General features: G+C 67.4%; 14 protein-coding genes. 11 read left to right on the top strand and 3 right to left on the bottom strand.

Going from position 1 to position 19,306, the window contains the following annotated elements; genetic code table 11:
- Positions 1-152 precede the first annotated feature (152 nt).
- On the bottom strand, positions 153-389 hold the full coding sequence (locus IFU00_11675; GenBank protein MBD8542943.1) for a hypothetical protein: 237 nt from the start codon (positions 387-389) through the stop codon (positions 153-155).
- A gap of 225 nt (positions 390-614) precedes the next feature.
- Here IFU00_11675 and IFU00_11670 point away from each other — a divergent pair, with 225 nt between their 5' ends.
- From IFU00_11670 to IFU00_11635, 8 genes are all read left to right on the top strand, one after another.
- Complete coding sequence (locus IFU00_11670; protein MBD8542942.1) at positions 615-3,701, top strand: hypothetical protein; 3,087 nt, start codon at positions 615-617, stop codon at positions 3,699-3,701.
- Positions 3,702-3,792: 91 nt separating this feature from the next.
- On the top strand, positions 3,793-5,079 hold the full coding sequence (locus IFU00_11665) for a hypothetical protein (protein MBD8542941.1): 1,287 nt from the start codon (positions 3,793-3,795) through the stop codon (positions 5,077-5,079).
- Entirely contained in the window at positions 5,070-5,627 is a 558-nt protein-coding gene (locus tag IFU00_11660) for a hypothetical protein (GenBank protein ID MBD8542940.1), read from the top strand. Before IFU00_11665 ends, IFU00_11660 begins: the two co-directional genes overlap by 10 nt.
- A gap of 30 nt (positions 5,628-5,657) precedes the next feature.
- Positions 5,658-6,737, top strand: a complete 1,080-nt coding sequence (locus IFU00_11655; GenBank protein MBD8542939.1) for a hypothetical protein — start codon at positions 5,658-5,660, stop codon at positions 6,735-6,737.
- Entirely contained in the window at positions 6,734-7,738 is a 1,005-nt protein-coding gene (locus IFU00_11650; GenBank protein ID MBD8542938.1) for a hypothetical protein, read from the top strand. The genes IFU00_11655 and IFU00_11650 overlap by 4 nt, the downstream gene beginning before the upstream one ends.
- Before the next feature lie 149 nt (positions 7,739-7,887).
- Positions 7,888-9,942, top strand: coding sequence for a hypothetical protein (locus tag IFU00_11645; GenBank protein MBD8542937.1), 2,055 nt, complete (start codon positions 7,888-7,890; stop codon positions 9,940-9,942).
- A gap of 7 nt (positions 9,943-9,949) precedes the next feature.
- The gene (locus tag IFU00_11640) at positions 9,950-12,232 is read left to right on the top strand and encodes an SUMF1/EgtB/PvdO family nonheme iron enzyme (protein ID MBD8542936.1); all 2,283 of its coding nucleotides are present in this window, start codon (positions 9,950-9,952) and stop codon (positions 12,230-12,232) included.
- Positions 12,233-12,301: 69 nt separating this feature from the next.
- Positions 12,302-13,192 carry a pirin family protein gene (locus IFU00_11635; GenBank protein MBD8542935.1) on the top strand — a complete coding sequence of 297 codons (891 nt, stop codon included), beginning with the start codon at positions 12,302-12,304 and terminating at the stop codon, positions 13,190-13,192.
- Positions 13,193-13,393: 201 nt separating this feature from the next.
- On the opposite strand, the gene IFU00_11630 is transcribed toward IFU00_11635, so the two are convergent.
- Both IFU00_11630 and IFU00_11625 read right to left on the bottom strand, forming a co-directional pair.
- Entirely contained in the window at positions 13,394-14,989 is a 1,596-nt protein-coding gene (locus IFU00_11630) for an FHA domain-containing protein (GenBank protein ID MBD8542934.1), read from the bottom strand.
- A 138-nt stretch (positions 14,990-15,127) separates the two neighbouring features.
- Entirely contained in the window at positions 15,128-16,108 is a 981-nt protein-coding gene (locus tag IFU00_11625) for a protein phosphatase (GenBank protein ID MBD8542933.1), read from the bottom strand.
- Between the two features lie 177 nt (positions 16,109-16,285).
- Here IFU00_11625 and IFU00_11620 point away from each other — a divergent pair, with 177 nt between their 5' ends.
- The 3 genes from IFU00_11620 (at position 16,286) to IFU00_11610 (ending at position 19,276) form a co-directional block, all read left to right on the top strand.
- Positions 16,286-16,762, top strand: a complete 477-nt coding sequence (locus IFU00_11620; protein ID MBD8542932.1) for a GNAT family N-acetyltransferase — start codon at positions 16,286-16,288, stop codon at positions 16,760-16,762.
- 264 nt (positions 16,763-17,026) lie between these two features.
- The gene (locus tag IFU00_11615) at positions 17,027-18,313 is read left to right on the top strand and encodes a hypothetical protein (GenBank protein ID MBD8542931.1); all 1,287 of its coding nucleotides are present in this window, start codon (positions 17,027-17,029) and stop codon (positions 18,311-18,313) included.
- A gap of 21 nt (positions 18,314-18,334) precedes the next feature.
- On the top strand, positions 18,335-19,276 hold the full coding sequence (locus IFU00_11610) for a polysaccharide pyruvyl transferase family protein (GenBank protein MBD8542930.1): 942 nt from the start codon (positions 18,335-18,337) through the stop codon (positions 19,274-19,276).
- Positions 19,277-19,306: the final 30 nt, after the last annotated feature.

Below are 19,306 nucleotides of genomic sequence, written 5' to 3'. Positions count from 1 at the left end.
GATCCGTAAGCGGATAAGCGGAATATAGCAATCCGGGATCGGTGACGCGAAGCCTGAAGCAAGTTATTACATCTGACACAGATTGGTGGCGTTTGCCGTCCACCTGGCCGCCGCGCGCCGCCCTTTGGCGGCGCCACGACGACCGACCGCGTTCACAGCCGGCTCGCTGCGGTGACGGTGTCCAGTGCCAGCAACTGCGACTTCTCGGCGTTGCTCAGGCGCTTGGCGGTGACAGTTACGGTGGCGACCTTGGCGCCGCTGGCAATGGCTGCGCTGCTGGCATTGAAAGAGGTGGCGTTGGCGTCCGATACCTTGGCCAGATAGCCGACAGGAACGGCGATCAGGGCGGCGGCGATGAAGACGGCTTCCATGTGTTTGAGGACGTTCATTTTGCTTCTCCTTGGTGGTTGAGTGGTGTGTCGATGTGTGTACTGTAGGCGTGTCCCCGCGGGGCTTCCAACGGCGTGCGACGAGCCGCAGAAAACGGGGGGTGAGCTGCATCAGGGCGGCCCTGACCATGCGCTTGCAGCGTTACTCCGCTCAGCGGTTTCACCAGCCCTCCGCTAGTCCTGCGCAAGGGCGCATGGGCGCCACGCTACCGACTGGACTCGTGCATGACCGGCCCCTTCGCCACCCTGACCCGCAACATCGCCGCGTCACGCACGGCGCGGCGGCGTGCCCGCAATCTGCGCCGGGGCTGGACCATCTCGCTTGGTTCCGCCTCGGCCTGGGCCGCGCTGGTGCTGGTGATGGGCGGCGCGGTCGCGCTGGCGCTGCACGCGCGTGCCTTGCCGAACGATGCGCACGACCTCCCTGGCGCCCAGGCGCTGGCAGCGCTGCAGCCGCTGGCGCCGGGCCTGGAGCTCGTCGTGCCGACCGACAGCGGCGTGTCGCTGACGCAGCGCGGCGCACTGGCGCTCGTCATTGCCAGCGGCATGCAGGCAGGCCCGGCGGTCCGGGTCGACCTGTGCACACAGATGCTTGATCCGGCGAATGGACGGCTGCTGCCGCTGCGCGTCGGTTATCCGTTCGGCGAAGCGGCCGCGCTCGCCCGGAGTAGCAATGGACCAGCACGCAGCGTGCTGCTCGCGCGTGACGGTTCCGGCATGCCGCGCATCGATATCACAGGCAATGCGGGCGCTGGCCTGGCGATCGCCTGGAATGCCGGCTTCGGGACTGCCAGCTGGATCGGCGACGCATCGGGCGGGGTCGCCACGCATGCGCGCCACGGCCAGGCCGCGCTGGGCGGCGCGGGCTGGCTGCTGTGGCGCGGCGAAGCGCTGCGCTTCACGCGCCGGCCGAGCGGCGCCTGCCCGCAGGCCGGTGAACTGGTGCTGCAGCATTTTCAGCCTGGTCAGCAGGGGGCTACGACGGCGCTGGTGCAGGCCTTTCCGGCATCCGGCGCGCCGGTCACGCTGCGCTTGCGTCCCGGCGTCTGGACCGTGCCGCTGGTCCCGGGCGCCGGCCTGGAAGACCAGTCGCTGTTCGAGGCGTTGCGAGCGCGCGGGCTGCTGCGCCTTGGCCGCGACGGCTTGATCGAACTGGCGCCGCGCGACTTGCTTGCCTGGCTTCAGGCCGACGAATCCGTACGCGCGCCGCTGCCCGGCTGGCAACATTTTCAACTCGACGCCGGCGACCGGCGCCTGCTCGAACGTTTGCATCACCGCGCCGACGGCGCCTTCGTGCGCGAGCAGGTGCGCGTATTTAACAGCGAACGGCGGCTGGTGGCGTGGCGCGTGCGGCCCGGCGCAACGGCAGTCTGGCAAGCGGCGGTGGCAGGCAGCCCGGCCGTGCGCGAGGCCGGCTTGCCACTGGCGGCGATGCGCCTGTTCGCGCAGTTGCCGCAAGACTGGGCGCCGTGGAATCGTGTCGGCGGCTGGGAGGGCGGGCGGCGTGACAGCCTCGTGATCCTCAATACACGAGCAGAAGGCAAGCCGCTGGAGCTGCTGGTTGCCGGCCGTGTGCGCAGTGTGCTGGGCGCCACGGTGGCGGCCCGTGGCGTCTGCGACGGGCGCGCCTGTCCGGAGGCGGGCGCCGTGGCCCACCTGGTGCTGTCGCCGTCGCCGGGCGCGACGGCGGTCAAAGTCGAGATCGAGCCGCTCGACCTGGCGAGATTGTCCGGCGGCGCCGACGCCGCCTACCGCCATCTGAAGGTCGAACGAGGCGTGCTCGCATGGCAGGCGCTGCCTGCTGGCAGCCGCAGCGTGCGACCCGCCGGCGCCGCAGTACGCCTGGTCGACCGCAACGGTGACGCTCTGTGGCAGGATGGCGCGCCGTCGGTCCGGGCCACGCTGGCCGGCCTGGCGCCGCTGCTGGGCGTGCATCGCCAGCACGACGGCAGCGTGGCCGGCATGCTGGCGCGCCTGGGTGGGAGCGACCATGCGGCGAGCCTGACGCTCGATCTGACGCTGCAAGCCCGGGCCCAGGTGATGCTCGACTGCATTGGCCAGCAGGGTGGCCAGTGGGATGGGCGCGTTTGCCGTGGCGCCCAGCCCGCGCCCGCCGAGCGGCGCGCCGGCCTGGTGCTGCTCGACGCCGGCACGGGCGACATCCTGGCCGCCGCATCGAGTGGTGGAAATAGTGCTGCGCCTGACAACTGGCCCGAGGTGCGCGACTTTGACCGTGCCGATCCGGCGCGCAGCCCGCTGCGGATCGCCGCATTTCAGCATGACGGCGGCGCCCACCGCGCGCCCGGCTCGACGTTCAAGGTGATCACCGCGCTCGGGCTCGAGCAGGCCGCGCGCGGCGACAAACAGCTCGACGCGCTGCTGGGCGGTGTGCCGTTGCCGCAGGTCGACCGTATCGCGGGCGATGGCGGCTACGACTTTCGCACCGATGCGCCCAGCTACCCGGCGGGCGGCACGCGTGCCCGCATCACCAATTTCCGCGACCAGATCACCGGTGCTCGCGCCGCAGACGGTCGCCTGGGGCTGGCCGGCGCGATGGCGCACAGTGTCAATACTTGGTTCGCCTGGACCGGTGAGCTGAGCGACCGCACGCTGCTCGGCCAGCCCGATGGCGGCATGCCTGGCGCTACCGCGCTGGAGCCGGGGGCGCTGGACGCCGCGCGGCCGGTGGCCGCGATGGCGGCGCGCCTGGGCTTTGGCCAGCCGTTGCGGCTCGATGGCGGCTTGCTGCCGCCGGACTATCGTTGGGGCGACTGGGATGCGCTGTCGGGGTCCGCGTCGCAGCTCGATCCGGTCCACAGCCGGCATGAACTGCGCCAGATGGCAATCGGCCTGCGCATGCAGACCACGCCCCTGCAGATGGCGCTGGTGGCCGCGAGCGTCGGCGAAGGGCGCAGCGTGACACCGCGCCTGCTGCTGGCGCTCGACGGCCGCGATGCAGCATCCGGCCAGGGCGCGCCTCTTGGAGTACGGCTGGACCGCGTACGCGCCGGCATGAAGGGCGTGATCGATTACGGCACGGCGGCCGGTGCATTCCGCGCTCCGGCATTCGCTGCGCTGCGCCCCGGCCTGTATGGCAAGACAGGCACCGCGCCGGTTGGCAATGACGAGCTGGCCACGGTCTGGTTCATGGGTTATCTGGAACCGGGCAGCTTGCCGGGCCAGACCCGCCGGCTGGCATTTGCCGCCTTTGTCAGCCACTCGGCGCTGACGGGCGGTGGCCATGCGGCGCCGGTGGTGGCGGCCCTGCTGGCATCCATGGCCGGGCAGTCGTTGGAAAAGAGGCACAAATAGGGGTCTCCATCGCGCCTGAATGCTGTAGTTGTATGGCATCATCTATTTCACTGTGCAACACGTGCGCAGCGAAATCGAGGACGAGGAAGGTATGCGTTTACCGGGCACCCGGTATCAGGAGCACGGCTGGGAGCAGGTCCGCAAGTTGCTGGGTCAGTGTTCCCTGCAGGCGCTCGCCCGCATCGACCCCGTCAGCCTGCAGGGCGCCGATACGGACGGGTCGCTGGCCGCGTATGTCGAGGCAGTCGCACCGATCCTGCACGCGGGTGGCAGCCGCGCGCATGCCCCCGGCAACAGCTATGGCGAGACGACCGCCGAACTGGCCCTGAGCCTCGTCTACGAATTGCAGGCGCGGCCCGCCGACTGGGCCGCACTGTGCACGGCCGTGGCCACCGAAGCTGCGCGCATCGGCCCGTTCTGGACGCAACCTGGCGGCGAAGCGCTGCTGCGCAAGAAATTCAATGACCTGTATGCGGTGTTGCGCGACAAGGTCGACAGCGATCACTATCAGGTGGCGTGCGGCCGGCCCTGCAGCCCGAACCGCATGTACGCCTACCGGATGCTCGACACGGCCTACCACGACATCGCGCGCCTGTTCGAGAGCTGGCGCGAACACGCGGCGCAGGTCGGCGCGATCCTGGGTCGCAGCGTCGAGGCGATGCCGATCGAAGTGCGCCAGCTGCGCTCGATCGGCGACTGCAAGCCCGAATGGATCATGCGCTGGAGCGAGAGCCTGGAAGCGCGCACCGGCGCACCCGGGCCGTTGCACACGCGCTCGAAACGCTTCGCCAGCCTGAAGAGCAGTCCCGAGAAGATCGGCGCAATGCTGCGCGAAATCGGCGAGTACGACGCGCTGTCGGCCAACCGCGACAGCGACTGGTTGCAGGACGCCAGCGCGGCCGATGCCTGGCTCGACGATTACTGGCGCGTGCTGAACGAGTCCGAACAGGGCAGTACGCCGGGCCCGGACCAGATCCTCGAAGCGCGCCAGGAAGCACTGGACATCGACCTGGATTCAGATCCTGACATCGACGCGCCAGTGACTGCACCACTGACCTCCATCGCGCCCTGCGTTTCACTGCCCCCCAACTACCTGGTAGTGGCAGCGACGGTCGAGGACCGCGCCAGCTGGGCGGCGCGCCGGTTGGCGCAGGACAGCTTGCCGGTACGCCTCGCGGTGTACCTCAAGCTGCTCGGGCCATTCGACGACTGTTACCCTTCCGAATGGTGCGACCCCGCCACGGGCGAATTGCCGACGATGGGCCAGCTGGCTCAGCTGGACGGCGTCTCGCTGCCAACCCTGCGCAAGCGGCGCGACGCCGCGATACTGCGTCTGAACGAGGTGGCTGGACTACAGGAGGAACAACGATGGGCATGACGAACCTGGATCGCAAACTGCAGGCCGGCGCGCTGCTGGCGCGCCGCGTGGAAGGCGATGGCCTGATGCTGGCCGACGCCGTCCTGCTGCAGGCACTTAGCGGCAGCCGGCCGCTGACGCAGGGCGAACGCGCGGCGCTGCAAGCGTCGCCCCTGACGCTGCGCCGCATGCGCCATCTGGCCGATGTGCGCCGCACGCAGCACATGACCTGGACCGGCAGCGCGGGGTGCTTGCGCGCCGCCGACAGCGGCGCCCCGCTGGAGATGCTGCGCACGGATGACCGGATGTGGCGCCTGCACTTCGTCGACCAGGGCGGCGTGCCCGGCGTGGTGGTGCAACTCGATCTGGACGCGCCGGGCGCCGCGCAATTGCTGGCAACACGCGCGACGATCGCCGTGCGCGACGGCGCTGGCAGCATGATCGTGCAGGCCAGCCTGGACGCGGACGGCGAGTGCGAAGGCCCGTGGCCGTTTGCGGCGTCCCCGTCGGTCCATTTTCAACGGCATGGCGCGCGCTTTGATGTGATGCCCGTGCCCCCATCCACATAGTGCAGTTCCCGAATTCGCTCAAGGATAACGATGTTAGGTTCACTGTTCAGGAATCCCCTGCGACGCCTGCCACGGCAGGACGCGTTCGACGCGACCCTGCTTGGCAGCGTGGCAATCGCGTTGCCGGCGCCAGCCGGGATCACCATTCCTGCGCCGTGCGCTGCCGTGCTGGTCGACCGCGGTGGCCGTAGCCGGCGCCTGGCATCGGGCAGCCGCATCGCAGTGCTGGAAGGGGAAACCGCCTGGTGCGTGCATCCAGGGCCGTACACCTGTGACCTCGTCCCGTTTGCCGGCGCGCCCGAGATCGGCCTGCGCGTGAGCTTTGCCGTCGACGCCAGCGATCCGCGCGCCACGCACCAGCGTTTCGACCTGTTCCTGGCCAGTGAGGCGGGCAGCGCGGTCGATCTCGCGGGCTTTGGCGCGCTGGCGCAAACGGCGCTGCAGCGCGAGCTGGCCCAGGGCAATCTCGAACTGCCACCCTGCACGACGCTCGAAGAATGGAACACGTTCCGGTCCGGCTTCAACCAGTTGATGTACACGCGTTTCGGTGTGACGGTCGACGATTGCGTGCCGGTCGACCTTGGCGCGACGCACGATTACCCGGCGCTGCTCGAAGCACGGCTGGCGGCGCAGGCCGTCCCAGTGACTGCGGCAGCAACGGTCGAACCAGCGGCTGCAATGCCAGCCGAAGCATTCGTGCCGGGCTGCGAAGATGCCCGCGCATTGCGGCGCCTGTTCCTGGAGTTGCCGTGCCTGATGTGCGCAGTGCGCATGGCCGTGCTGCCGGCCGATCAGGGGCGCTTCCGCCAGCACCAGGAGTTGCTGCGCCGGCTCGACCTGGTCAGCCTGTCAGTTGGCACGATGCCGGCGCTCGAACTGGCTGCGCCGGGCCAGCCATTGGCCCTCGAGGAGCAGCTGCGCCGCGCGCGCCACAGCCGCCGCGCCGCCGCCGCGCTCGATGAAGCGTGGGCGCTGCTGGCGCGCATGAAAGTGGCTGGTGAAGGGCCGCTCGACGTGCTGTTCGACGAGGCCGACCGCATCGTTGCCAATCTCGAGCTTGAAACTGGCGCACGCCGCGTCACGCACGTGCAGGACGAGGTGACGGCATGACGACGCCTGTGTTCGAAGCAAGCTGCCGGACCATCCTGCCCGACGGCAGCATGCTGACGATTACCGCCACGCGCCGCCCGCGCGCGGGCCGCGCCGATGTCAAGTGCAGCGTGCCCGGCGCACCGGCGCAGGCCGAGCGGATGCAGCAGGTAGTGCGCCTGGCGCGCCATACCGAGCCGCGCTACGACAGCCGCGACCAGGTGGTGCTCAGCGCCGACCGCGCGTTCGATCAGGCCACGCGCGACTGGGAACTGGCCGCCGTGCTGGCCGACCGCATCGTGCGCGGCGTGTTTCAGGCAGCGCGACCCGTGGTGGCCAATGGCTGGTCCGACGCCTGGCATCTGGGACGGATCGACGGCCGCGCCCTGGTCAATGTGCCCGGCGGCGTGCTGGCCGGTGGCCCGGACGGCTTGCCGCACCTGGGCGCGCTGACCGGCCAGCCCGATCCGGGTGCAGCGACAGCGAGCGCGCGCGCCTGGTTCCCGCTGCACAGCGGCGGTGACCACGATGATCTCGGCTGGGTCGACGTGAGCGTGCGGCCACTGGCCGGCGCCATGGAGACTGACGACGATGCCATCAGCGTGCCCGACCTGGACGCGCTGCGCCAGGGCCAGGCGCGGGCCGTGCTGGCCGGCGCCCGTCACTTCGACGGCCGCGGCCAGGGCCAGTGGAAAACCACGGTGCGCTTTGGCGAGACGGGTTTTTCGGGCGACTCGTATGGTCTGGCGCTGGTGATGGCTGACCGCATCGCGCGCGGCCGTGAATTCATGGCGCGGGGCAGGGTGATCGCCACCGGCACGTCGGGCGCCTGGCATGCAGGCAAGGTCGAGACCGTGGACGCGCTGGCGCCGAAGTGCGCGCTGATCCTGCGCGAAGCGGGGCCGGGCGACCGCATCCTGCTGCCCAAGGCATGGGAAACAGCGCTGCCGCAGGGCATGCGCGAAGCGTTGCGTGCGCGCGGCGCGAGCCTCGCGTGTGTTGAGCGCATCGGCATCATTTGAGATCACGGGTTTTGACATCGCGGGCGTGCGCGAGCGCACCGCGGCCGCAGACAGTGCGCTGCTAGAATCAGCAGGTTCGTCGGCAGGTTCGTCGACAGGTTCGACAGCGGGTTGGCAAGCAGAAGGCAAGAGAGAAAACGGAGTCAGCTATGTTGCACATGTTCGGAGTAAACGGCGCCAGCTGCCCGCGGTGCGAGCGCAAGAATGGGGTCGATGCACGCTACTGTGCGGGCTGTGGCGTGATCCTGGGCGCGCCGCGCAGCAAGCCGGTACTGGTCGAGAACCGCTGGGTGCCCGCGCCCGATGAACTGGCCGTGTTCTTTGGCCTGCGTGAATTGTCCGGGCTGTTCGTCAAGACGCTGCGCGTGCCGGCCACGGCGCGCGGCTTCATCCTGCAGGGCGACAAGGCGACCGAGGTACCGCAGGGCGAATACGAACTCGAAGGCTTCTTCACGCGCCTGAACCATCTGCTGCGCGACCAGCACGCCGAAATCCTCGTCACGCGCACGACGGCGCTGCCGGTGCCATTTGAGTTCGACGACATACTCACCTGCGAGCAGCTTGCCATTTCGGTGCGCTTCACGGTCAGCATCAAAATTGAAAACGTCCCGGCCTTTGCGCGCCACTTCATGACCACGCCCGGCACCATCGGCACGCCCGAGTTGCGCGAACTGCTCGCGCACCCGGTGCGCCAGCTGGCGCTGGAATTCATCGGCGCGCGCTCGATCCGCGAGATGGCGGCAGGCGGCGCGCTGCGCGAAGAACTCGACGAACGCCTGCAGGGCGGCCTCAAGCTCCTGCTGGCCGACTACGGCCTGGCCGTGACGAGCGTGCAGACGGTGGAGCTGCGCCACGACAAATATGACGCCAACCGGGCGCGCGTGGGCAGCATGTGGCTTGCGGCCGACGAGCAGCACGTGCAACTGGCGCACAAGCGTCACCTGGACGAGCTGTACACGGCCGAAGAATGGCAGGGCATCAAGCGCAGCGAAGAAGAAGCGCGCCTGCGCATCCGCCGCGCCGAGCTGCGCCAGGACGACGCGATCGCACGTGCCGAGATGTCGCTGCAGGGCGCCGACCGCGCACATGGCGTGCGCGCACGCCAGATCGAATTGTATGGCCGCATCCTCGAAGCCACCTCGCGCGAGCAGGCAATGGCTCAGGGCGCTGGCCAGGTGCTGGCCGAGCTGCAGCACGAGGCCGCGCAGAAAGGGGCGCAGCGCGCGGACGAAGCGGCGCAGTGGCAGCACCTGCGTGCGCTGGCCGGCGTGCACATGCGCGCCGAAGTCGCCAGCGCCCAGCAGGAAGCGCAGCATGCGCGCCAGTCGGCGCAGCAGCGTTTCTCGCAGCAGCTGCTGCAGCAGCAGATCCGCCACAAGATCGACCAGGCGCGCCTGATCGAGGACGCAACGCGCCAGCGCGACGAACTGATTCGCCTGCGCGAGAGCGAAGCTGAAGCGGCGCGCCGCCTGCGCGACATCGACGAAGCCGAGTATCAGGCGCGTTACCAGGCGCTCAAACTTGCCAACGACGCGCGCCTGCGCGAGGCCGGCCGCACGCAGGAATGGGAAGACGAACAGGCGCGCCAGCGCATCGAGGGCGCGCGGCGCGGCGCCGGCAAGCTCGATGCCGAGGCCCAGCAGGACAAACTGCAGCGCACGATCGAGCTTGAAGCATTGCAGGCACGCTCGCTGCAGGACGTAACGCTGCACGCCGACGAACGCCGCGCCGGCCTGGGCGAGGCGGCGCGCGCGGGCGAGCGGGCGCACGAGATCGCGCTTGCACGCCTGGCGATGGAGCGCGCCGCAGCGCTGGGCGCGATGGACGACACAGCCAAGCTTGCGCTGGCCGACGCCGCCAATGCCGTCGTGCTGGCCGATTACCTCAAAACGCGCGTGCATGCCGACATGGATGCCGACCAGTTGACGGCGCTGGCCGGCGTGGCCGGCGCCGGCAAGGTCGAGCTGGGCGAAGCAGCGCGCGCGGCGGCGCAGCTGGTGCGCGACGAACAGGCGCGCCGCGAACACGAAGTGGACAAGGACCGGCGCCATCAGCTCGACCTCTTGCGACTGCAGAATGACGTGAACAAGGCTGCCTTGCATGCGCAAGCCGGTGTGGCGGGCGCGCGCCAGTGCGTGCACGGTCATGCCCTGCAACGCGACGATCGCGTGTGCGCCGCTTGCGGCGGGGCGCCGTCTGCCTGATCGATCAATGCAAACAGCCATCGACAAGATCCGCGAACTGCGCGCACTGCACGACGACGGCCTGCTGAGCCGGCAAGAGTTCGAGCTGCGCAAGAACGCGATCCTCGACGCGGCCTACCAGCCGGGCGAGCGGCCTGCGGATCCGGATGCGCTGTACGACGCGTCCTCGTCCACGCCTGCTGCGCGTCCCGGCACCGAAATCGGCCTGATGACGGGCCAGGAAATCGGCCCGCAAAACCGGCGCTACCGGCTCGAACGCCTGATCGCGCATGGCGGCATGGGCCAGGTGTGGCAGGCGACCGATCTGGCCACGCACGCCGAGCTGGGACACAGCGCCCAGGTGGCGCTGAAGATCCTGCCGGCCCATGCGACGTCCGCCGCCAGCCACGCCAAGCTGCTGATCCAGGAAGCCACGCGCGCGCGGCGCCTGGCGCACGAACACATCGTCCGGGTCTACGAATGGGCGCAGGACCCGGCCACGTCGAGCTTTTTCCTGATCATGGAATACCTCGAAGGCGAGGACCTCGACGCCGTGCTGGCGCGCGAAGGCCGCCTGCCATTGGCGCGCGTGCTGGCCCTGCTCGACCCGGTCGCTGCTGCGCTGGATTATGCGTGGGAACGGCATCATCTGGTCCACCGCGACATCAAGCCCGGCAATGTGTTTGTCACGACCAAGGGCGACGTCAAGCTGCTCGACTTCGGCATCGCGGCGCGCGCGCGGGCCAGCGGCCCGGCGTCGAAGCTCGATGCACCGGCCACGTCCGGCACGGCCGGCTACCGCGCGCCGGAAGCGGTGATCGAAGGGCGCACGCCAGAACCCACACTGGACGTGTATGCGGTTTCGGTCATGATCCACCAACTGCTCACCGGCGTGCTGCCTGGTGAGCCGGGTGGCACCGTGCCCGAAACGCTGGGCGCGCGCCAGTGGGAAGTGCTGCGCGCCGGTTTCGGGCGTGATCCGGCGGTGCGCCCGGCCAGCGTGCACGCGCTGCTGGCGGCGATCCGCGCGGCGGCCGGGCCATCGGCCGTCGAACTGGCGGCGCAGGACGCCCGCGAGCGCATCGAGCAGGAACGCGTGGCGCGCGAACTGGCTGCGCGGCGCGCGATCGAGGCCGAGGCGGCCGCCGTCATCAAGGCGCAGCAGGACGAGCAGCGCCGCGTTCAGCTGCGCGAGCAGCAGCGGCGCGAGCGGCTCGAGGCCGAACAGGCACGCCTGGCGCGCAAGGAATCGCTGCGCCAGCAACTGCTGGCACGGCGCGATGAAGAAGTCGCCAAGACCCAGGCGGCCAAGGAAGAAGCAGCGCGCAAGGCCGCGCAACTGAAGGCTGCGGCAGCCTATCTGGCGCAGCAGAAAAAGGCGCGCGAGGATGCTGCTGCGGGCACGGTGAGCGAGCCTGTCAGCCAGGAACGGGCGCCCGACGCAGCGGCGGCCGTGGCAGTGGCAGATGTCCCGACGGCGGCGGCGCCGGTCGCCGACACCGGCATCCTGCGCGACGCCTTCATTGACGGTAGTGGCAGTGGTCCGGCGATGGTGCTGATCCAGACGGGGCGCTTCCAGATGGGCTCGCCCGAGCACGAGCGGCGCATCGCGATGGCAGCCGGTTCGCAGAAGAACTGGATCGCGCGTGAAACGCCGCAGCACTGGATCGGCATCGAGCGCCCGTTTGCGATGGGCCGCTATCCGGTGACGGTGGGCGAGTGGCGCGTCTTCGCGCAGGCAAGCAGCTGGCAGCCGGCCGGCGAGGTCGACTGGGCCGCGCCTGGCTTCCCGCAGACCGACGACCATCCGGTGGTCGGCGTGACGTGGTTCGACGCGCTGCAATACGTGGCGTGGCTGAGCGCAGCGACGGGCAAGCGCTATCGCCTGCCAAGCGAAGCCGAATGGGAATACGCGTGCCGTGCCGGCACGAAGACCGCGTTCAACACGGGCGACACGATCGCCACGACGCAAGCCAACTTCGATGGCACGTTCACGTACAACGGCGGGCCGCGCGGCGAATTCCGGCATGGCACCACGAAGGTCGATACCTTCGCACCGAACGCCTGGGGCCTGCACGACATGCACGGCAATGTCTGGGAATGGGTACAGGACGTGGTGCACGAGAATTACGACGGCGCGCCGGGCGATGGCAGCGCCTGGGAAACGGGCGGCGACCAGGTGCGCCGCATCCTGCGCGGCGGCTCGTGGCTGTACAACCCGCGCTACCTGCGCTCGGCGCTGCGCAACGGTTTCTCGGCCGTGCTGTCCAACGATATCGTCGGCCTGCGCGTCGTGCGCGAACTGATGTAGACAAGACTGGAAGGCGCCGGGCGATCCGGTGTACAGTCAGGCATTCCCTTCCTTTCTACGACACCTGCCATGGCCATCGCGCACCTGTTTCGATCCCACGATAAAGACCTGGGCGGCGGTTTTACCGTGCGCCGCCTGTTGCCCGCTGCGGCCCGCCAATCGATCGGCCCGTTCCTGTTTTTCGACCACATGGGACCGGTGGAAGCGCCGGCCGGCGCCCGCCACGATGTGCGGCCGCATCCGCACATCGGGCTGGCCACGGTCACCTACCTGTTCGAAGGCGCGATCATGCACCGCGACAGCCTGGGCACCGAGCAGCGCATCGAGCCGGGCGCCGTCAACTGGATGACGGCCGGCAGCGGCATCGTGCATTCCGAGCGCACGCCTGAAGATCTGCTCGATCGCACGCGCCGCACGCACGGCCTGCAACTGTGGGCGGCGCTGCCGCGCGAGCACGAAGAAACGCCGGCTGCGTTCAGCCACACACCGGCCGACCGGATTCCCGAGATTGCACTGCCCGGCGCCACGGTGCGGCTGCTGGTGGGCAGTGCGTTCGGTCAGACGTCGCCCGTGCCGACCTTCAGCCAGACGCTCTACCTTGACGTACAACTGGCGCCCGGCGCGGCCATCGAGCTGGACGACTTGCCCGACGAAACCGCGCTGTATGCACCGTTCGGTACGATCGAGATTGACGGCGAGCCCGTGGCCGCCAACACGATGGCGATGCTCGAGCCGGGGGCGGCGGTGCGGGTGAGCGCCGCTGCCGGCGCGCGCTTTGTCGTAATCGGCGGGGCACCGCTCGACGGCAAGCGCTTCATTTTCTGGAACTTCGTGTCGAGCAGCCGCGAGCGCATCGAACAGGCAGCGCGCGACTGGGAACACGACCGTTTTGTGCCGTTGGCTGGCGACAATGAACGCATCCCGTTGCCGCAGTGGCCGCCAACCTGGCGCCGCGACTGACCTTGCCGCGCGGCTAACGCGCGCCCGTTCGGTGCGGGCGGGCGTAATCTGGGATCACCCTTTGTGTGTCAATACGAATGAGGTGATGTCATGAAAATTCCTGAACACCTGCGTGCGCCGGCGATCGTGTTCGCCCTGCAGGCCGTGTTGCTGGCCGGTGCGGCGCTGGTCTTTCTGGTGCTGGTGCCGTCGTACGGCTGATCAGGCGCTGAGAGCCGCAGCAGGCAGGGTGCGGCGGTCGACGCTGCGCCGGTCGGTGCGCGCCTCGGGATAGGCATTGGGGACAAAGCGCGCCGCCATGCCGATGCCGGGTTGTTGCACCCGATCGAGTGTGCCACTGGTAGCCAGCGGCGCGTCGCGTCCGCTTGCGCGGTCACGTTGCCAAAAGCCGCCATTACGGTGGAACAGCAGCGGCAGGGCGACGGCGCGCGGCATTGTCACCGACTGGGTGCCAGCGCTGGCGCCGTTGAGCGCGGCCTGGCCAGCAGGCGGCACGGCGTCCGGCGCCATCAGATAAAAACACTCGGCGCGGGCGCCCGCGTCGAGCCGGTGCAGCACGACCGCATGCGCCAGCAGCGCCGTCACTTCGAGCGTGACGATCCCCTTGATGCTTGCCGTCAGTTCAATGCGCATGCCCAGGCGCAGCTGCACCGGCATGTGCTTCCCGGGCCAGACGCCGTCGAGCAGCAAGCCATAGCGCGACACGTCTTCGATCTCGAACCCGGCGCGGCTGCGGCGGATGATGGCGTGGCGCCCCGACAGCCGGCGCGTCAGGCCACCGATGTCCATGCCGGTTTCGCCATGGTGGGCCAGCAGTACGTCGGCATCGGGTGCGTCGTGCTCGAAGCGACCCAGCATGAATTCGTCCAGCGCGAACAGGCGCACGTGGCGCTGCGTGGCCGAATCGGCTTCGGCGTGCACGAGGCACGCGCTGTCGGTCAGGCACGGGTGCGCGGCAGGCTGGGCCGGCAGGTCGATCTCGATCAGGTCTTCGTCCCAGGCAATGGTGGTCATGCCCATGTCGATCTTGCCGCTGCCATTGCCGCCGTCCAGGTTCAGGTGGGCGATGGAGGCATTGCGGGCCACGACGTCGATGTCGATCCGGCCGCCACCCGGTGCATTAACGCGGGCGATGCCGGCGTCGTCGGCCGTGACGCGCACGTTCTTGTGCGTGGCGAGGAAGGTCTGGTGGATTTCGCCCAGGCTGGCATCCTGGCGCGGCACCAGGATCACCGGCGAGCAGGTCCAGGTGCGGCTCGCGTCGGGCGCATGCACGTGGCGGCTATGCAGCTCGATTTCGATGCGATATTGGCCATGTTCGAGGCCACGCGATGAGAATTCGAGAAACAGCGGCCGCCAGTCGCCGCGCGAGGTGCGCTGGAAGCAGTAGCTCTCGCCGCCGTGCAGGCGCAGCGCCGAGTGCACGAGCATGCGCACGTCGGGCGCGCAATCCATTGGCATGCCGCGCAGCTCAAGGCGCAGCGCCTGGCGGCCACCGGCTGCACGCGGATCGAACCCGCTGATGTGCAATTGCGGACGCTGCAGGCTCGACGGTTCAGGTACCGGCGAGGTTGCCGAAACGACCGTATCACGGCGCGTGCGCACGGCGCTGATCGTGTCGAAACTGGCCGGCAAGCCATCGACCACCGGATGCGCGGACTGCGGCAACGGCGCGGCATGTGCCTGATACGCGCCGGCCGCAGCCTCGGGCTGGGCATGCCCGTGCGCGCACCGCACCTCGCCGGGGGCGACCCAGACGGTGCAGTGCGGATGCGCGGGATTGCAGCAGCGATTCATGTCAGATCGATCAGTTCAGTAGGTTCGAAAACGGTATTGCAAGCTTACGCTGTTTTCAGCAGGCACGGCGCACCGAGCTCGTTGATTATCAACATTATTTATCTACAGCATCAGAACATTTTGTCATCTTTCCAACGTTCAATAACCCGCAGCGTTGTCGTCCAGCGGCAAGGCGGTTTCATCGGCGTGACGGGGCAGGGGGCGCAGCACGAGCGCCGTCAGATTATCCGGTTGCAGACCAGCCGGCGGATCGTTCTCCATCATGTCGAACAGGCGTTCGACGAGCGTCACGGCCGCTGGCGCATCGCCCAGCAGTGTGGGCCAGCGCGCGACAAACGCATCTGGCTGGGCGCACGACCAGAACCCGTCGGTGGCCAGCAGATACGCTGCGTCAGCCCGCATTGGCAGCGCGCGGCGATCGGGCAGGTGGGCCAGCCAGCATGGCAGGTTCGCGGGCGTGAGGGCAAACAAGCCATCGGACAGACGCGACGGATCGGCAAAGGCATTGCCTAGAATGAACGCCTGAGCAATCTGCGGCGCGTGGCGGCCATGGACTTCGCGCCACCAGTCGGCTTCGCCAAGCCGGCCGGCAAGTGCGGCGCCGGTGGCCGGTACGTGGTCGACCGTCAGCACCGTGGCCTGCTGCGCATCGAGTTCATACAGTCGCGAGTCGCCCACCTGGTACAGCAGCGGTGCGCCGCCGGGCGGCAGTTCGAGCAGCGTCAGCGTCGTGCCGGGCCGGCCCGTCGCGCCCGTGCCATCGGCAAACTGCGCCTGCAGCTTGGCGTGCAGGACATCGAGGTGAGCCGTCAACGCGTCGAGCGTCGTACACGGCGCCATGGCGACAAGGCCGGCAGCAAGTGCTTCGGCCGCTTCGCGCCCATGGCCATGGCCGCCCATCCCGTCGAGCACCGCCAGTCGGCCATGGCCGGCTGGCCACCCTGCAATGGTCGTGATGACCGGCAGCTGGTCGTGCAGATGGCAGGCGCGGCCGTCGAAATCGATGACGACGAGATTGTCCTGGTTTTCGCTGCGGATGGCGGGCCCGACGCCGACACGGCTCGTCACGGCGACGTCGAAGGAGGGGGCAAAGCGAAAATCGGCAAGCGTCGGCGGCATGGGGTGAGGGCGTAATCGTGTGATGACACTGAGTGATGCCACTGTACTACTGTTTGTTGGCAAGTCATGCGCTGAACAGATGCCCTTATCCGCGCCAACCACGGGCAATGAACCTGCAGCCCGATATACCTGTCATGGTATATTTACATTCCCAACGCCACCTTTTTGAAACGCGCCATGGAAGTGCGCCCCCTTGACTCTGCCGACGTGCCAGTCCTGGTGCCGGCCATGGCAGCGCTGCTGCGTAGCCTGGCACTGCAATTCGTTGTGCACGAATCAACGCCGCTTGGGGCCGCGGCATTCCTGGCCGAGAATGACGAGCACGGCATCCGCGGCTACCTGGCGCGGGGGCATGCCTGTCATGTGGCGCTCGATGGCGACCAGCTGGCCGGCTTCATCGCCATCCGTGACAACAGCCATCTGTTTCACTTGTTTGTCGGCACAGCCTGGCAGCGGCAGGGACTGGCGCGGCGCTTGTGGCACGTGGCGCGCGCCGCCGCCATCGCGCGCGGCGGGGACGGCAATTTCACGGTCAACGCGTCGAACTACGCCGTGCCGGCATATGAACGGCTTGGCTTCGTGCGGGTGGCGCCGACCCAGTGCGTCAAGGGACTCTCGTTCAATCCGATGCTCCTCGCCTGGGCGGGGGATTGAGCGGCTTGTACCTTCGTCGCGCAACCAGCAGGTGACGCGCTGTGCACTTTCAGTATATATTGCCTCGCGACAAAAGTTTTCGTTTTGGCAGCAGGTTACAATGGCAGTCGGTCCGTATCGATCGGGCGTGAGCGACGCATTGCTGCGCCGTGCTCGGCGAGTTTTGATGATGATGATCCTGAATAACCTGATCCGCAAACTTCCTGCAAACGTCCTGCCCAAGGCAGCATGGGAGACATTGGCATGAGCGCGACTGCGCCATCAATGCCTTCCATTTCACGCGCATTCGGCAAAACCCTGATGACCACCATGGGCATGACCGTGGTGGGATTCATCTCATCCGTCATTACCGCGCGCATATTGGGGCCGGAAGGGCGTGGCCTGCTGTCGGCAGCCATCCTGGTCTGTTCGCTGGCTGCCGGTGTCGCGCAGTGCGGCATGGGCAGCAGTTATCTGTATCACTTCGGCGCGGCGCGGCAGTTTCCTTATCTGCGCTTCCTTCTCCTGTCGCTGCTGAGCATCAGCATCTTTGCCACTGCGCTGGCCGCCGCCGGGCTGCAATTGAGCGATGCGGTGCAACTGCACCGCTTCATGTGGCTGATCCTGGCGTTTGCGGCATTCATGGCAAGCCAGACCTATCTTTACACGCTCACACAACTCCATTCGGATCTTCATTTTTTCAACATCCTGCGCTTCACGCAGGTGTTCGGGAATCTGGTCCTGATGCTGCCATTGGTGTTGTGGTTCGACGTGGTGACCTTTGAACAGATACTGGCCACGCAATTGCTGATGCTGATCGGCGTCACGGTCATGGGGCTGTGGTGGGCGCGCAAGCACCGGATCTGGGAATTGAAAACCGATGTCAAGGCGCCGGTACAGCCCTGGGGCGTCTTGCGCTATGGTTTTCACCAGCAGGGCATCGGCTTGTTGAGCCTGTTTCTGGTCAATTTCGACAAGCTGTTTCTGCTTAATCGCGGCACCATCCGCGAATACGGTTTCTACGCGCTGGCATTCACGACGTCGCGCCTGATCGGCGCTGTGCAGGAATCGGCGTCGGTCGCGTTGTTCTCGCGCTTTGCCGGCCGGGATGAGCAAGCGCTGAGCCAGGCGGTGCGCAACACGTTCCGCGTCACTTTCGTGCCGCTGATGGTGCTGGCCGCGATTGGCGGCGCGTTATCGCCCTGGCTGCTCAATCTTATCTACGGCAAATCGTTTGCGGCGATGACGATGCCGTTCGCGATCCTGCTGTTCGAATGCGTGATCGGCGGCGCCAGCTGGACGCTGGCGCAACGTTTCACCGCCGCCGGACAACCGGGGCTGGTGCTGGCGCGCCAGATCATCGCCGTGGTCCCGGTGCTGATCGCCATACCGTTTCTGCCGCAGGAAAATACGTATGTCTGGCTGGCGGGGCTGATGCTGGCGGGGGCGTGCCTGCGCCTGATCACGACGATCATTCTCGGGGTGCGCCGGCTCAATGAGCCGATGCCCGACTTCATCCCGACCCGCGGCGACCTTGCCATCCTGCGCCGGGTGGTGACGCGTGCCAAGTAACTTGATTTTTCGGGAGTAGCCTTGAATAACCACCGTTCGATGATGCTGGATCTGCAAAACAAGCATGACACCATCCATGATTTGCTGAAGGGCAGAGACTTTCATTACATCGATATTCCGATGCACGACAATATCGGTGATCTCTTGATCATGCAGGGCACGCTGGCGTTCTTCAAGAAGAAGCGCCTGTCTCCGCGCACGATATCGACGTCGTGGGCATTCGATCCGTCATGGGTCAAGCCGCGCGATATCCTGGTGTTTCACGGTGGCGGCAATTTCGGCGACCTGTACGCAAACATCAACGAAATACGCGAAGAGATCATCACGCGCTTCCCGGATAACCGCATCGTGATGTTGCCGCAAACGGTGTTTTTTGAGAGTGAAGCGACCCGTGACCGGTCGGTTGCCGTGTTTCGGCGGCATGCCGATGTCCACATTTTTGTTCGAGATAAAGTGTCGCAGCAGATTGCGAATCTGTTTTCGGACAATGTGTATCTGGCGCCCGATATGGCGCACCACCTGTATCCGGTCGCCAGCGTCGGTAACGGCAGCGGCGTGCTGCGCATCGAGCGCGTGGACACGGAAAAGCCGGTCGTGCCGGCGTCGCTGAAAGACGCGCAATTCAACACCCGCACCGACTGGATCGAGGTCGTGGGCAAGGAAAAGCGACTGATCGACTTTGCCTGGCGCATTCAGGGCGCCTTCATCAAGCGCGGCTGGCAAATCTGCAAGAAGCTGGTCGGGCCATGGTACTGGATACCGGTCGCACAGCGCTTTTCGTCCAGGGCCGTGGCGCTGTTCGCCCGCCATGACCATATCGTCACGGACCGCCTGCACGGCCACATCCTGGCGTGCCTGATGGACAAGCACCACACCGTGATCGACAACAGTTACGGCAAGAATTCCACGTACATCGACGAATGGACGGTCCACAGCGATCTGGTGCGACTGGTGAAGGTCTGACGCATGCCCGCTTTTTCCAAGGATAGTACC

Origin of the sequence: Oxalobacteraceae sp. CFBP 8761, assembly GCA_014841595.1 — a bacterium.
Lineage (GTDB): Bacteria > Pseudomonadota > Gammaproteobacteria > Burkholderiales > Burkholderiaceae_D > Telluria.
This window is presented reverse-complemented; position numbering and strand designations above follow the sequence as displayed.

Coding starts and splice junctions, on each gene's coding strand:
- IFU00_11635 (MBD8542935.1), top strand. CDS start 12,302: ATGGCCATCGCGCACCTGTTTCGATCCCACGATAAAGACCTGGGCGGC.
- IFU00_11630 (MBD8542934.1), bottom strand. CDS start 14,989: ATGAATCGCTGCTGCAATCCCGCGCATCCGCACTGCACCGTCTGGGTC.
- IFU00_11660 (MBD8542940.1), top strand. CDS start 5,070: ATGGGCATGACGAACCTGGATCGCAAACTGCAGGCCGGCGCGCTGCTG.
- IFU00_11670 (MBD8542942.1), top strand. CDS start 615: ATGACCGGCCCCTTCGCCACCCTGACCCGCAACATCGCCGCGTCACGC.
- IFU00_11655 (MBD8542939.1), top strand. CDS start 5,658: ATGTTAGGTTCACTGTTCAGGAATCCCCTGCGACGCCTGCCACGGCAG.
- IFU00_11645 (MBD8542937.1), top strand. CDS start 7,888: ATGTTGCACATGTTCGGAGTAAACGGCGCCAGCTGCCCGCGGTGCGAG.
- IFU00_11650 (MBD8542938.1), top strand. CDS start 6,734: ATGACGACGCCTGTGTTCGAAGCAAGCTGCCGGACCATCCTGCCCGAC.
- IFU00_11620 (MBD8542932.1), top strand. CDS start 16,286: ATGGAAGTGCGCCCCCTTGACTCTGCCGACGTGCCAGTCCTGGTGCCG.
- IFU00_11665 (MBD8542941.1), top strand. CDS start 3,793: ATGCGTTTACCGGGCACCCGGTATCAGGAGCACGGCTGGGAGCAGGTC.
- IFU00_11615 (MBD8542931.1), top strand. CDS start 17,027: ATGCCTTCCATTTCACGCGCATTCGGCAAAACCCTGATGACCACCATG.
- IFU00_11675 (MBD8542943.1), bottom strand. CDS start 389: ATGAACGTCCTCAAACACATGGAAGCCGTCTTCATCGCCGCCGCCCTG.
- IFU00_11625 (MBD8542933.1), bottom strand. CDS start 16,108: ATGCCGCCGACGCTTGCCGATTTTCGCTTTGCCCCCTCCTTCGACGTC.
- IFU00_11640 (MBD8542936.1), top strand. CDS start 9,950: ATGCAAACAGCCATCGACAAGATCCGCGAACTGCGCGCACTGCACGAC.